The organism is Nonomuraea aridisoli (assembly GCF_003236395.1).
Lineage (GTDB): Bacteria > Actinomycetota > Actinomycetes > Streptosporangiales > Streptosporangiaceae > Nonomuraea > Nonomuraea aridisoli.
Map to the genome: position 1 here is coordinate 1 of NZ_POUD01000080.1, position 13,266 is coordinate 13,266.

The 13,266-nt window shown below is 69.0% G+C and carries 10 protein-coding genes and 1 pseudogene; 3 read left to right on the forward strand and 8 right to left on the reverse strand.

Going from position 1 to position 13,266, the window contains the following annotated elements; all coding sequences use genetic code 11:
- Positions 1-2,763: pseudogene (locus C1J01_RS20210) on the reverse strand (hypothetical protein); the annotation flags it as partial.
- Between the two features lie 52 nt (positions 2,764-2,815).
- Complete coding sequence (locus C1J01_RS20215) at positions 2,816-3,370, reverse strand: hypothetical protein (protein ID WP_181448867.1); 555 nt, start codon at positions 3,368-3,370, stop codon at positions 2,816-2,818.
- A 461-nt stretch (positions 3,371-3,831) separates the two neighbouring features.
- Here C1J01_RS20215 and C1J01_RS20225 point away from each other — a divergent pair, with 461 nt between their 5' ends.
- Positions 3,832-5,292 (forward strand): hypothetical protein, encoded by a 1,461-nt coding sequence (locus C1J01_RS20225; RefSeq protein WP_111180548.1) that lies wholly within the window; start codon positions 3,832-3,834, stop codon positions 5,290-5,292.
- A gap of 157 nt (positions 5,293-5,449) precedes the next feature.
- Here the strand turns inward: C1J01_RS20225 and C1J01_RS20230 are convergent, their stop codons facing one another.
- Positions 5,450-6,115, reverse strand: coding sequence for a DUF4240 domain-containing protein (locus tag C1J01_RS20230; RefSeq protein ID WP_111180549.1), 666 nt, complete (start codon positions 6,113-6,115; stop codon positions 5,450-5,452).
- 125 nt (positions 6,116-6,240) lie between these two features.
- A complete protein-coding gene (locus C1J01_RS20235) occupies positions 6,241-7,404 on the reverse strand; it encodes an acyl-CoA dehydrogenase family protein (RefSeq protein WP_111180550.1) in 1,164 nt (387 codons plus the stop codon).
- A 127-nt stretch (positions 7,405-7,531) separates the two neighbouring features.
- Here C1J01_RS20235 and C1J01_RS20240 point away from each other — a divergent pair, with 127 nt between their 5' ends.
- Positions 7,532-8,845, forward strand: coding sequence for a UDP-glucose dehydrogenase family protein (locus tag C1J01_RS20240; RefSeq protein WP_111180551.1), 1,314 nt, complete (start codon positions 7,532-7,534; stop codon positions 8,843-8,845).
- Here the strand turns inward: C1J01_RS20240 and C1J01_RS20245 are convergent.
- The 3 genes from C1J01_RS20245 to C1J01_RS20255 all read right to left on the reverse strand — a co-directional run bounded on the left by C1J01_RS20245 (position 8,821) and on the right by C1J01_RS20255 (position 11,247).
- Entirely contained in the window at positions 8,821-9,261 is a 441-nt protein-coding gene (locus C1J01_RS20245; protein ID WP_181448868.1) for a TetR family transcriptional regulator C-terminal domain-containing protein, read from the reverse strand. The genes C1J01_RS20240 and C1J01_RS20245 overlap by 25 nt on opposite strands.
- Before the next feature lie 346 nt (positions 9,262-9,607).
- Entirely contained in the window at positions 9,608-10,084 is a 477-nt protein-coding gene (gene purE / locus C1J01_RS20250; protein ID WP_111180571.1) for a 5-(carboxyamino)imidazole ribonucleotide mutase, read from the reverse strand.
- Positions 10,085-10,098: 14 nt separating this feature from the next.
- Positions 10,099-11,247, reverse strand: a complete 1,149-nt coding sequence (locus C1J01_RS20255; protein WP_111180553.1) for a 5-(carboxyamino)imidazole ribonucleotide synthase — start codon at positions 11,245-11,247, stop codon at positions 10,099-10,101.
- 274 nt (positions 11,248-11,521) lie between these two features.
- On the opposite strand from C1J01_RS20255, the gene C1J01_RS20260 reads away from it, so the two are divergent.
- Positions 11,522-12,004, forward strand: coding sequence for a GtrA family protein (locus tag C1J01_RS20260; RefSeq protein ID WP_111180554.1), 483 nt, complete (start codon positions 11,522-11,524; stop codon positions 12,002-12,004).
- Here C1J01_RS20260 and C1J01_RS20265 read toward each other — a convergent pair.
- Positions 11,988-13,265, reverse strand: coding sequence for an ATP-binding protein (locus tag C1J01_RS20265; protein WP_111180555.1), 1,278 nt, complete (start codon positions 13,263-13,265; stop codon positions 11,988-11,990). The two genes, C1J01_RS20260 and C1J01_RS20265, sit on opposite strands and share 17 nt — an antisense overlap.
- Position 13,266 lies beyond the last annotated feature (1 nt).

Here is a 13,266-nt window from a genome sequence, read left to right on the forward strand (position 1 = left end):
CCCCACCGCCACCGCGTACACCCCGCTGGTGTGGCCGACCAGCGGCTTTCCCACCGGGCTGCCCGTGGACAGATCCCACACCCGCACCGTCCTGTCATCTCCACCGGTGACGGCCACGGTCATGCCGTTCAGCTCCCCCACCGCCACCGCGTACACCCCGCTGGTGTGGCCGACCAGCGGCTTTCCCACCGGGCTGCCCGTGGACAGATCCCACACCCGCACCGTCCTGTCGTCACCACCGGTGACGGCGACGGTCTTCCCGTCCACCTCCCCCACCGCGACCACGTCCACCGAGCCGATGTGGCCGATCAAGGCGGCTTGCGACAGATCGTCTGGGAGGTTGCCGATGGTGGATCTGGTGACGACGATGAGGGCGGCCACGATCGCGGCCAGGACGACACCGCGGCGTTTCAGCGCCTGGGGCAGGTTCACATTCGGTGTGCTGGGCGACCCGGACTTCTGCGTGGCCAGCCATTCCTGGAGGCGGATGTGCCGGAATTGGTACATCCCTCCTGACTGACGGAGCAACTCCTGTTCCCGCGCGTCCGCGAGGAACGCCATGAGACGCCAGGGCAGGAGTCCGCGCCCCGCGAGCGCGAGCCGTGCCAGTAAGAACCTCGGCCAGGCCCGGGTCAGCAAGATCAGCAGGGCGAAAACCGTCCCGGGCAGAAGCACGGCCCACCCGAGCAGCAAGGGGAGGCTCTGACCTCCGGTGATCGCCGCGACTTCCACCGCGATGGTGTGACCTACGCTGTCGACTCCCTGAAACCACCCGTCGCGAGGCCATCGGGTGACGGCTCTCTGAGTCATGGCGGCGACCACCCTGCCGGCGATCAGAGCGGGGAGCACCCCAACGCCCATGACCATCCCCGCGGCCAGCGCCCCCACGAGGGACGAACGACGATCCTGACGGATGAAGCGCAGCGGACTGGCTTGAGCCGAGCGTCTAGGCGGAGCGTGAAGCCAGTTGTGGACCGCCATCGCGAGACCGACCGTCACCGCCAGTGCCGCGCCCACCAGCACCAGCGCCCAGTAGCCCTGTACGTCTGCGACGACCCAGCCCTGTGCGCTGATGCTTATGGCGACTCCGGCCAGCACGGGCACGACCACGATCGCAGTCACGGCGAGGCCCGTGGTGAATCCGCGAAGCAGCCGGTCCATCGATCCACGAACCGTCAGCGACAACCGGCCTGGAGCGCGGTCAGCGCCGGCGGACCACGTCATCGTGGCCAGAACCGCGAAACCCGTTCCTGCCCAGGCACCGATGGCGAGCCCCCCGAAGAGGTTGGGGCGAGCGTCCCCCTTGCCGTTCTCGAGTGTGCGCGGAGCGCCGATGAGTTCGACGAAGTCATCCGTGTCCAGGAAAAGCGTCCACAGGAACGCCGCGACCATCAAGATCGCCCCGATGCCGAGCCCGATCAGCGGAGCGGCCCACGGCGACAGCAGTCGCCGGCTCAGCAGCCACCAGGCCAGGTCCCTCTCCCGGTGCTGGTGGAGATATCGGGCCAGGAACATCAGCCAACCGCGAGCCTTGGCCGCCGGCCACTTGCTGACGGATCCCGGGACGATCTGGCCCGAAGGCAGCTTGTCCGGGGCGTAGGCCGCGTCGATCACCCGATCGAGCAGGTAGTCCTCGACGGCGTGCCGGGAGTCGAAGCGTACGGGATCGAGCAGTTCGGCCGGCGAGCCGCCGAGGCGCTGGTAGACCCGGCGCGCCATCGACACCATGAGCGGGGTGGACAGCGCCATGGCCAGCGGGCTGTCCGGCTCGGCACGCAGATGGTCGTACACCGGGCGCCAGTCCGTCCCGTCCGGCCAGTCCACCGCCTCCAGGTAGGCGATGATCTCCGTGCTCGTCACCGGGGCCACCTCGATGACCGGGGCCCGGCGAAGAGGCTGTCCGCCGCCGTCGATCACGTCCTGGTACTCGGCCGACCGGCACGTGACGACCACCGCGCGGTCCTGCCCGACCGCCTGGTTGATCGAACGTACGGCGCTGCGGCGGGCCGACTCGGGAATCTCGTCCAGCCCGTCGAGGATCGGCAGGAGCAACCCCCGGTCGTACAGGAGCTGGGGGATCTCCCTGCGGCCGTTGTAGTAGGAGGTGGCCAGGCTGTGCACGATCCAGGCGTCCATCGAGTCGGCCACCGGATCCCAGGAGGAGGCGGTCAGCAGCACCGGCACCGGGCCGCCGTCGGCACGGACTTCGCTGTCCAGCAGGCCGAGGGTCAGCAGCACCGCCAGCACGGTCTTGCCCGAACCCGGCTCTCCCAGGACGAGCAGCCGTCCGCTGCGGATCGCCCGATAGTCGATGGCCAGCCGGCGGGTCACCGTGTCGAACTCGCCTTCCAGCCGGCCTTCCAGGCGAAGCTTGACCACCCGACCGACCTGCTGCCCCGTGATGAGCTCGTAATCGTCGCTGACGTCGCGCTCGGTGGCGGCCCAGGACAGGGGCAGCACGCCCGGGTCGCGGAGTTTGCGAACCTTGGTCTCCTCCAGCCACTGAGCCTGGACGGTGGCGGCGAGGTCGTCTGCCAGCGCGTTCGGTCTGAGCGGCTCCGACGGCTCTACGCGCAGAAGACTCGCCACCGTGATCGTCAGGGCCGCGAGACCCACGAACATGCTGATCACGCTGGCGCGTGCGTCGTTCTCCGAAGATTCGGAATTGGCCATCCATACCGCTAATACCACGAACCAGGCCACTAAAAGAAGAAGCAGGCCATTACGGATAAATCGTCGTCGTGATCGGGAACGGCTGGGCACACGAAGAATCGTAAGTCTCCCAGTGGCTCGGAGTGAATTTTGAGCATAATGCTCAACAAGTCGCCCTAAAGCGATTATTGCCCGGGGGGTTTGTTCGCCGGAACGCCTCCGGCGTCGGGGCGACCAACCGCTCGAACAGGTACGCCGCTCCGTCGGGATCGCTCATGCCTTCGGGATAGTCGATCTCCCCCACGCTCCAGCGATCATCACCGTTCTGACGCCACGAACAGGCGGTCACGACGGGCATGCCGCCCTCGTCACAGAACGCGGGCTCCTCCACGCAAGCACGGAAGACCTCGGGAACGGAGTCGACCACCCCTGGCCACGGCCCGTCATGATCGTACGGGCTCATCGGCGACTCGTGGTCGAAGCCGCGAACGTACGCACCCGCCGCGGAGAAGACGGCGGAGAAGACGATGGCGTACTCGTCCCCCGAGCCGTTGCGCATCGAGGCCGTCTCCTCCCCCGACCCCCAGCTCGCGTCGTAGAAGTGAAAACGGCTTGACCACTCGGGGCTCAGGATGGCGTCGAGCACGGCCATGGACCGGCACAGGTCGCGCAGCACCGGGATGTCAGGCAGCAGCCCGGCTGCTTCATGAGCAGTCATGCCACCATCCAAGCCGACACCACTGACATTCACAGCGCCCCGCTACCCGCGTAAGGGAAGGGCTTGCACGGAAGCCGACAGGGCGGCGAATTCCTGTCGTACCGATGACCACTCTCCCGCGCATCATTCCCATCGCCTACATACCCGACCACCACACCGGCGCGATCGGCCATGGGGAAGGCGGTCAGTTCTTCGGGTCCGTCGTCGCCGCCTTCCGCGAGGGCAACACCCACACCGACGACTGGCCGTCGCACAAACGCTGGTACGCGGTCCTGCACACCTTCGCCGCCACCGGCCACCATCATCGAGCACACCGGCGTCGCCCTCGCGCGCGAGGGCGAGGAGCATGCCGAGTTCCACCCGAACGGCATCGGCTTCTACGACCCCTGGGACGGCGTCTACGACACCTGACGCCATCGGGTCGAGCGATCTTGTCGTAGGCGATCGGTAGCATCCCGCCCATGTTGCGGGTCGGAGACGTGGCGGCCATGCCCCTTCCGCTGGGCGGCTATGGCGCGTGCCAGGTGAGCGGAGTCAGCGGAGGCTGCACGACGGTATGCGCACTCGACTGGCACTCCGACGAGCTGCCCACACTCGACGAGCTCGCCTCAGCCGCACCGCTGATCTTTGACCATCACAGCCACTCGGGACGACCGGACGCCCTCATGGTCGACAGCGCCGATCCACCGCCGCCCGACTTCGTCTGGCTCGGGCGACAACCGGTCCACCCTGACACCCCGCCCGAGACGAACGCCTTCGGCGTCTGGGAGAGCATCCCGCTAAGCGTCGCCTCCCAGCGGCGCTGGGATCTCCATGTGCCCGCCGCGGCCAAGGCCGCCTACCGCGACGCCGTCCACGGCCCGGTCATGGTCGATCTCGGCGACGTGCCGCGGACCATGTACGCCACCGCGTCATCGCTCATCCTCCCGGCTCATCTCACAGACGTCCGCTGGCCGGCCTTGGACGCGCTGCCCCAGCTGACCAGCGTGAGATGCTCAGGCCCGGATCGCGGCCTCGCCGAGGCTCTCGCCGCCCGCCCGATCATCCAGAGCCTTGTATGGGACGATCCCCCGCACACGGTCGATCTGAGCGCGACACACCTGACCAGACTGACGATCTCGGGCACCGGGCCACGACTGTTGCGCCTGCCACCCGGACTCATCGACCTCCACGTGGAGGGGCGACCACCCGCAGCCGTCGAGGCGGCCGAGGAGGGACGCTGGATCCATCTCAGCATGGCCGCATTCCCCGATGTCGTCCCGAACGGTCTCCATGGAGTCCGCCGTCTCGACCTCCGCGGATCCGGTGACCTGTCCCTGACCGCTCTCGAGGCCCTGACGGACCTGGAGTGTCTGCACATCCGCTGGAACCACCCGCACGGCAGCCTGCTCGACGACTCCCGTCTGAGCGGCTTCTCGCGGTTGCACACCTTACGACTCACGGACGCCTACGGCGTCGATGCGTCATCCCTGTCCCGTCCACCCACCTCCGTACGCCGCCTGGACGTCAACGGCATCCGCCGCAGCCAGTCCGAACTCCTCATGGCACGCCACCGAGGCACGCCCGTGCAGGTGATCGTGTGGGGCGCCAAGCCCGACGCCTGGCTCGCGTCCAACGTCGACAACCCGCTGCGCGACTGGGTCGATGACGACGAAGAAGCCGGCGCCGCAGCATGCGAGGCCTATGCCTCGGCCGTTCGCGCCATCGGCTCTCTGCCCGCCGGCGATCCCGCCACGGCCACCGCGGCACAGCCGATCCTGCGCGACCTGATCGAACAGCTCAACACGATCGACGAACGCTCCGAGATCATCGACACCCTCCGCAGGGAAGAGGCCGCGGACGCCTTCTTCGATCTCGCGCAACGCGCCGGCGTCACCGATTCCGAGGCGGCCGACTGGTTCGACGAGTGGCGCGACTTCTGACGCGGGTGAGGATGTCGGGGGTTGCGGCGGTCTTCGGGGAGGAACAGACGCGGGCCTGCTCGCACCCCCTGGGAGAAGGTCGACGGTGAAAGCTCGCAGAAAACCCACCGGCCGACGGAGCCCCGGTCAGGGGACTCTTCCACCCTCGCGCCCAGGCTCAATCGGTGACGCCGTAGTGGCGGGCGAGCCGTGGCAGACGACGGATGAACTCGTCCTTGTCGCCGAAGTCCCACTCCTCGCCGTCCGGCGCCGCGTGGTAGCTCAGGAAAGGAAACTTGCCGTGTACGCCTTTCGCGCGCACGGCATCACCCAGACTGTCCGGCTCCAAGCCGGTGGCCTGCCTGTAGGGGTCGAAGGTCACGTAGGCGAAGGACTCGAAGTCGGGGGAGTCCTCCCTCGGCCAGAACTCACGCCGGGTGTGTGTGACCCGCTTCAGATGGAACCTCCCGTTCCTGGACCGGCTCGTCCGTTCGTGGGAGAAGGTCCGGGCGAGTTCGAAGAGGCGCTGGATCTCCGGCAGCTCAAGGATGCGATCAGGACAGTCGGCGATCTTCTCGAAGGTGTCACGGCCGAGGCTGATCAACCAGTTCACGAAGTACTCGAAGCCATCGGAGGACCCGAACCCGGTGACGGTCCAGAACACCGCGTACATGTCCCACGAACAGCCGCGATTGGCACAGACCGTGAACCAGGTCTGGTAGTCCACGATCTCTTCGGCGGTCAGGCCAGAGAGATGATCCTCGAGCCACGCCGATCGCGCGGGGCGACTGTCCGTCTCCCTGCCGGAGCGCTCAACCAACTCCCAGAAGCCGTCGATGTCCACAAGCCGCGATCATCGCACGCGTCGGACCTCACGCACAGCTCACGGAACAACGCCCTTGGAGCGACTCGGACAGCACGCGAAGATCCCGGGAGCCGCACGGCCCCGGGTTCTCGCGGGTGAAAGGCCTACTTGAGGAGCTGGCGGGCGATGACCATGCGCTGGATCTGGTTGGTGCCCTCGTAGATCTGGGTGATCTTGGCGTCGCGCATCATGCGCTCGACCGGGAAGTCCTTCGTGTAGCCGTAGCCGCCCAGGAGTTGCACCGCGTCCGTGGTGATCTGCATGGCGGCGTCCGAGGCGGCGCACTTGGCGGCGCTCGACAGGTACGTCAGGTCGGCCTGCGGTTCGCCGTTCATGGCGCGTTCGGACTTGGCCGCCGCGTGGTAGGTGAGCTGCCGGGCCGACTCCAGCTTCATCGCCATGTCGGCGATCATGAACTGCACGCCCTGGAAGTCCGCCACCGGCCGGCCGAACTGCTTGCGTTCCTTGACGTAGCCGATCGCGTAGTCGAGCGCCCCCTGCGCGATGCCGAGCGCCTGGGCGGCGATCGTGATGCGGGTGTGGTCGAGCGTGGCGAGCGCGGTCTTGAAGCCGGTGCCGGGCTCGCCGATCATGCGCGAGGCCGGGATGCGGACGTTGTCGAAGATGACCTGCCGCGTGGGCGAGCCCTTGATGCCGAGCTTCTTCTCCTTCGGCCCGAACGAGACGCCCTCGTCCGACTTCTCCACGACGAAGGCGGAGATGCCGCGCGCCCCGGCGGACGGGTCGGTGACCGCCATCACCGTGTAGAACTCCGACAGGCCGGCGTTGGTGATCCACATCTTGGTGCCGTTGAGCACGTACGCGTCACCGTCGGCCACCGCCCGCGTCCTCATGGCCGCCGCGTCCGAGCCGGCCTCCGGCTCCGACAGCGCGTACGAGAACATCGCCTCGCCCCTCGCCACCGGCTTCAGGTAGCGGGTCTTGAGCTCCGGCGAGGCCGACAGCAGCAGCGGCACCGTGCCGAGCTTGTTGACGGCGGGGATCAGGGAGGAGGACGCGCAGGCGCGGGCCACCTCCTCGATGACGATCACGGTCGCCAGCGCGTCGGCCCCGGCGCCGCCGTACTGCTCAGGGACGTGTACGGCGTGCAGGTCGGCCGCCACGAGCGCCTTGTAGACGTCCCAGGAGAACTCCTCGGTCTCGTCGATCTCGGCGGCGTGCGGAGCGATCTTCTCGTCGGCCAGGGCGCGAACCGTCTCCCTGAGCATGTCGTGCTCTTCGGCGGGCGCGTACAGAGGGAAGCTCATGCGTCAAATACTAGGATGTCCGAGCATCTTGTTACCAGCGGGTACGGTTTGCGAAGAATTGCAGGTGGCACGTAGCAGGTAGCGGAAGGCCCGGTAACATGCCTCCGCGATCGAAAGGAGCTCACACGTGCCATATCGCCTCACGGTGATCGGGACCGGATACCTGGGCATCACTCATGCGGCGAGCATGGCTGATCTGGGCTTCGAAGTCCTGGGCCTCGACGTGGACCCTGACAAGATCGCCCGGCTCAACGCCGGCGAACTCCCGATCCACGAGCCCGGCCTCGAGCCGGTGCTGCGGCGCGGCCTCGCATCCGGCCGCCTGCGCTTCACCACCTCCTACGAGGAGGTCGCCGCCTTCGGCGACGTGCACTTCGTCTGCGTGGGCACCCCGCAGAAACGCGGCGAGTACGCCGCCGACGTGACGTACATCGACAACGCCATCGAAGGCCTCGCCCCGCTGCTCGACCGCGAGTGCCTGGTGGTGGGCAAGTCGACCGTGCCCGTCGGCACCGCCGAGCGGCTGGCCGACAAGCTGGCCCGGCTCTCCCCGGCCGGCGCCGAGGCCGAGCTGGCCTGGAACCCCGAGTTCCTGCGCGAGGGCTTCGCCGTCCACGACACGCTCCACCCCGACCGCATCGTGCTCGGCGTCCGCACCGAGCGGGCCGAGAAGATGTTGCGCGAGGTGTACGAGCCGCTCGGCGAGGTGCCGATCGTGGTGACCGACTACGCGACGGCCGAGCTGGTCAAGACGGCCGCGAACGCGTTCCTGGCCACGAAGATCTCCTTCATCAACGCGATGGCCGAGGTCTGTGAGGCCGCGCACGCCGACGTCGAGCTGCTGTCCAAGGCGTTGTCGTACGACGACCGCATCGGCGGCCGCTACCTGAACGCCGGCCTCGGGTTCGGCGGCGGCTGCCTGCCGAAGGACATCAGGGCGTTCATGGCGCGGGCCGGCGAGCTCGGGGCGGACCAGGCGCTGACGTTCCTGCGCGAGGTGGACGCCATCAACATGCGCCGCCGGGCCCGCATGGTCGACCTGGCCAGGGAGCTGGCCGGGGGCTCGTTCCACGGGTGCACGGTGGGCGTGCTCGGTGCGGCGTTCAAGCCCAACTCCGACGACATCCGCGACTCGCCCGCTCTCGCCGTCGCCGTGGCCATCGGCCACCAGGGCGGCAAGGTCACCATCTACGACCCCATCGCGCTCGACAACGCCCGCAAGGCCCACCCGGAGCTCAACTACGGCGAGTCGGCCGTCGAAGCGGTCCGCGGGGCGCACGTGGTGCTGCTGCTGACGGAGTGGCAGGAGTTCGTGGACCTCGACCCGGAGCAGCTCGGCGGGGTGGTCGCGGCCCGGCGCATCGTGGACGGCCGCAACGCCCTCGACGCCGAGAACTGGCGCTCGGCCGGTTGGCACTACCGCGCCCTCGGCCGCCCCTGACGCGCTCGCGATCCTCGTCTCGACGGACGAGACGCGTGCGGGCCGGCTAAGGCGAAGAGGCTGTCGAGGTGTGCGGTGAGCAGCCCGACGGCGGTCTCGCCGTCGTACTGGCCCGCCAGGACGCTCATCTGCAGGCCGGTGATGACCGCGAGCAGGATGGCGGCCGCCGTACGGGGGTCTTCGACGGTGGCCCCGCCCTCCTCCCGGGCCTGGCGGATCTGCTCGGCCACGAAGTCGCGCAGCGCGTCGGCGTACGTCAGGCCCTCCGGAGCCGGCTCGGGCCGGGTGAGCGTGAGGAGGTAGTGCGCCTGGTACGCGAGCACGATCCGGCGGCTCTCCTCGTCGACCGGGATGAGCGTGCTCAGCCCCCCGTACAGGAAGGCGCGGGATGAAGCCGGGTCGCCGTGAGCCGCCACGGCCTGCGTGACGCGCTGCGCAACGAGACGCCCGCCTCGATCGCGACCTCCCGCATGCTCGCCGCTACGACCACATGATCGCCCGCTGGGGTGTTCGGCGAGCGCAGCACCATGCACGACTCCGCCGAGGTCGCCGGACGGCTGCGGCGCGTCGCGCCCGCCGTGGAGGTCGAGGTGGTGCCGGGGTCGGTCATTCCATCGCGCTCGACGTTCCCGATCTGGTCAACAGCCGGATCCTGGCGCACGCGGCCAGGACCGCCGGCTCCCGGGCATGACCGTAGGCGTGTCCGGCGTGGTCATGACCGACCGCGTTCGTGATCCCGAGCGCTGAGCCCCCGGGACCGGGTCAGAGCTCGGCGGCCTCGGCGCGCAGGCGCTCGCCCTTGGCGTGGGCCTGCTCCTTCAGCCGCTCCTGGAACTCCTCCATGCGCGCCCGCAGCCCGGCGTCGGAGGCGGCCAGGATGCGGACGGCCAGCAGCCCGGCGTTGCGGGCGCCGCCCACCGCGACCGTGGCGACCGGCACCCCGGCCGGCATCTGGACGATCGACAGCAGGGAGTCCATCCCGTCGAGGTATTTCAGCGGCACCGGAACCCCGATCACCGGCAGCGGCGTGACCGAGGCCAGCATGCCGGGCAGGTGGGCGGCCCCGCCGGCGCCCGCGATGATCACCTGGATGCCGCGGGAGGCCGCCTGCCGGCCGTAGTCGATCATCTCGACCGGCATGCGATGCGCCGACAGCACGTCGGCCTCGAACGGCACGCCGAATTCGGCGACCGCCTCGGCGGCCTGCTTCATCACCGGCCAGTCGGAGTCGCTGCCCATGACGATGCCGATGCTCACGTGTACTCCCCGGTGGTGAGGTAGACGACGGCGTGACGGGCGCGGGCGCGCACCTCGTCGAGGTTGGAGCCGAGCGCCGTCACGTGGCCGATCTTGCGGCCGGGACGCACCTGCTTGCCGTAGAAGTGCAGCTTGATGCCGGGATCGTGGGCGAGGACGTGTTCGTAGCGCTTGAACAGGTCGGGCTCGTCGCCGCCGAGCAGGTTGGCCATGACGACCACCTGGGCGGTCATCTTGGGCGAGCCGAGCGGCAGGTCGAGCACGGCCCGAAGGTGCTGCTCGAACTGCGAGGTCGTGGCGCCCTCGATCGTCCAGTGGCCGCTGTTGTGGGGACGCATGGCCAGCTCGTTGACCACCAGCCCGTCGGCCGTCTTGAACATCTCGACCGCCAGCAGCCCGGTCACCCCGAGCTCCTCGGCGATCTTCAGGGCGATGCGCTGGGCCTGCGCGGCCTCCTCGGGGTCGAGGTCGGGCGCGGGCGCGAGCACCTCGACGCAGATGCCGTTCTCCTGCACGGTCTCGACGACCGGGTAGCTCACGCCCTGGCCGTGCGGCGAGCGGGCCACGAGCACCGCGAGCTCCCGCTCGAACGGCACGAACGCCTCGGCCATCAGCTCGGTCCCGGTCGCGAACGCCTCCGCGACCTCCTCCGGCGTGCGGCACACCCACACCCCGCGACCGTCGTAGCCGCCGCGCACCGCCTTGAGCACCACCGGCCAGCCGTGCTCGCCGGCGAACCGGGCGACGTCGTCGGCCGACGACACCCGCGCCCAGGCCGGGCAGGGCACGTCGATGGCAGACAACCGTTCGCGCATGACCGCTTTGTCCTGAGCGTGCACGAGCGCGTCGGCGCCCGGGCGCACGCTGTAGCCGCTCGCCGCGAGCGCTCTGATGTGCTCGGTCGGCACGTGCTCGTGGTCGAACGTGACCACGTCGCATCCCTTGGCGAAATCACGGAGGTCGTCGAGGTCGCGGTAGTCTCCGACGCGCGTGTCGACGATCACCCGCGCGGCGCTCTCGTCACGGTTGTTGGCCAGGACCCGCAGCTCGACGCCGAGCGCGATGGCGGGGGGCTGTGACATCCGGGCCAGCTGGCCCGCGCCGACGATGCCGACGACCGGTCCGATCGGGCTGTATGAACTCACGCCAGGTGAGCTTACCCGGCGGTGACGGGTCGCTCCGCCGCACCTCCGCTGCTCGCGGGGGCTGGGCTGGACGGCCGTTCCGGGTCGCCCTGTGTCAAGGCACGGCCGTCCAGCGTCCCGCAGCGTAATGCCCGTCTAAGGCGAATGTCGGGCATAAGGCGATATTTCTACAGGCGTTCTTTGCGGGCTATGTCCTCCCGTCTGACACCCCATCCATGTCGTGCCCGGTACGCTGGGGTGGTCCGGCTCGACGTAGGAAGGACCGACCAGAGACGTGGAAAGTGTCAGACGCCTCTATCAGCGGTTCTCGTCCCTCGTGCACGAGCTGGCCAAGTTCGGCAGCATCGGCGCCATCGCGTTCGTGATCGACACCGGGCTGTTCAACGTCTGCAACGTGCTGATCGGCCTGGGGCCGCTGACCTCCAAGGTCGTGGCGACGGCCATCTCCACGACGTTCGCCTACCTCGGCAACCGGTTCTGGACGTTCCGTCACCGTGAGCAGAGCGGGCTCGGGCGCGAATACTTCCTGTTCTTTCTCCTCAACGGCATCGCGCTGCTGTTCGGCATGCTGACGATCGGCTTCACCCACTACACGCTCGGCTTCGACGACCCCCTCAGCCTCAACATCGCCAACATCGTCGGCGTCGGGCTCGGCACCCTCTTCCGCTACTGGTCGTACAAGAAATGGGTGTTCCTGGAGGCCACCGAGCCGATCCCGATGGAGCTGCCCGAGGCGGGCCTCAGGCAGGACCGCTGACGACGCGGTTGCGGCCGTCGTCCTCCGCGGGGCGCAGGAAGACGGCGAACGTCGCCGGACGGCGGCGTACGAGCTCCAGCCGGCCCCCGTCGGCGGCGGCCAGCGCGCGGGCGAGCGTCAGGCCGAGACCCGTGCCCCCGCCTCCGCTGACGTTCCGCTCGAAGATCTTGGGGGCGATCTCGTCGGCGATGCCCGGGCCCTCGTCGGCGACCTCGACGACCACGTAGTTGTCGCCGTAGCTGGTGGTCACGGTGACGGCCCCGCCGCCATGACGCAGGGAGTTCTCCAGCAGTGAGGCGACCACCTGGCCGAAGCCGCCGGTGGTGGCCATCGCCTTCAGCCCGCGCGCGCCGTCGAGCTGCAGCGTGCGGTCGGCCTCGCGGAAGACCGGCTCCCACTCGGTGATCTGCTGGATCAGCACCTCGTCGATCGCGACCGGCTCGGCCTGGGCGTGCCGCTGACGGCGGGCCGCGGCCAGCAGCTCGTCGATCACGGCGGTGAGCCGCTCGGCCTGGACGATCGCCGCCTCGCCCTCCTCGCGCACGACGTCCGGCTCGTCGGCGGAGGCCACGATCTCCTCCAGCCGCATGGTGAGGCCGGTCAGCGGGGTGCGCAGCTGGTGGGAGGCGTCGGTGGCGAACTCGCGCTCGCGGGTGAGCAGGTCGGAGATCCGGGTGGCGCTGCGGTCGAGGACCTGGGCCACACGGTCGAGTTCGGGGATGCCGTAGCGGTGTTTACTGGGGCGCGCGTCGCCGGAGCCCAGCCGGTCGGCGATCTTCGCCAAGTCCTGCAAGGGCAGGGTCAACCGGCGTGACTGGACGACGGCAAGGCTCACCGCCACCGCCATGGCGGCCACGGCCAGGGCGACGATGAGGAGCAGGCGGGCACGTACATCCTGCTCAACCTGGTCACGGTCACGACTTATCCGGACGTAGACGCCCGTGTTGGTCTGGGCGTCCTCCGTCATCAGGTGACCGGACGGCGGGGGGTCGCCGACGACGGTCAACCTGGGGGGAGCTCCGCGTTCCCAGATCTGTATGAACCGTTTCGGGTATTTCTGCTCCAGTTGCTGGGGGTCGAGCGGCGTCTCCTGGATACGGGCGTATTCCACCTCTCCCACGAGACGCTTGGCCTCCGCCCCGAGCTCTTGAGCCGCCTCGTCGACGATCAGACGACTGACGACGACGCCCAGGGGGACCCCCAGCAGCAGGACCGCGATTACCGCGACGACCAGGGTGGAGGAGAGCAGTCGGCGGCGCATC

Bases quoted from the DNA above. Each gene is read 5' to 3' on its own strand.
- C1J01_RS20215 (WP_181448867.1), bottom strand. From the start codon at position 3,370: ATGACTGCTCATGAAGCAGCCGGGCTGCTGCCTGACATCCCGGTGCTG.
- C1J01_RS20225 (WP_111180548.1), top strand. From the start codon at position 3,832: ATGTTGCGGGTCGGAGACGTGGCGGCCATGCCCCTTCCGCTGGGCGGC.
- C1J01_RS20235 (WP_111180550.1), bottom strand. From the start codon at position 7,404: ATGAGCTTCCCTCTGTACGCGCCCGCCGAAGAGCACGACATGCTCAGG.
- purE (WP_111180571.1), bottom strand. From the start codon at position 10,084: ATGGGCAGCGACTCCGACTGGCCGGTGATGAAGCAGGCCGCCGAGGCG.
- C1J01_RS20265 (WP_111180555.1), bottom strand. From the start codon at position 13,265: ATGCGCCGCCGACTGCTCTCCTCCACCCTGGTCGTCGCGGTAATCGCG.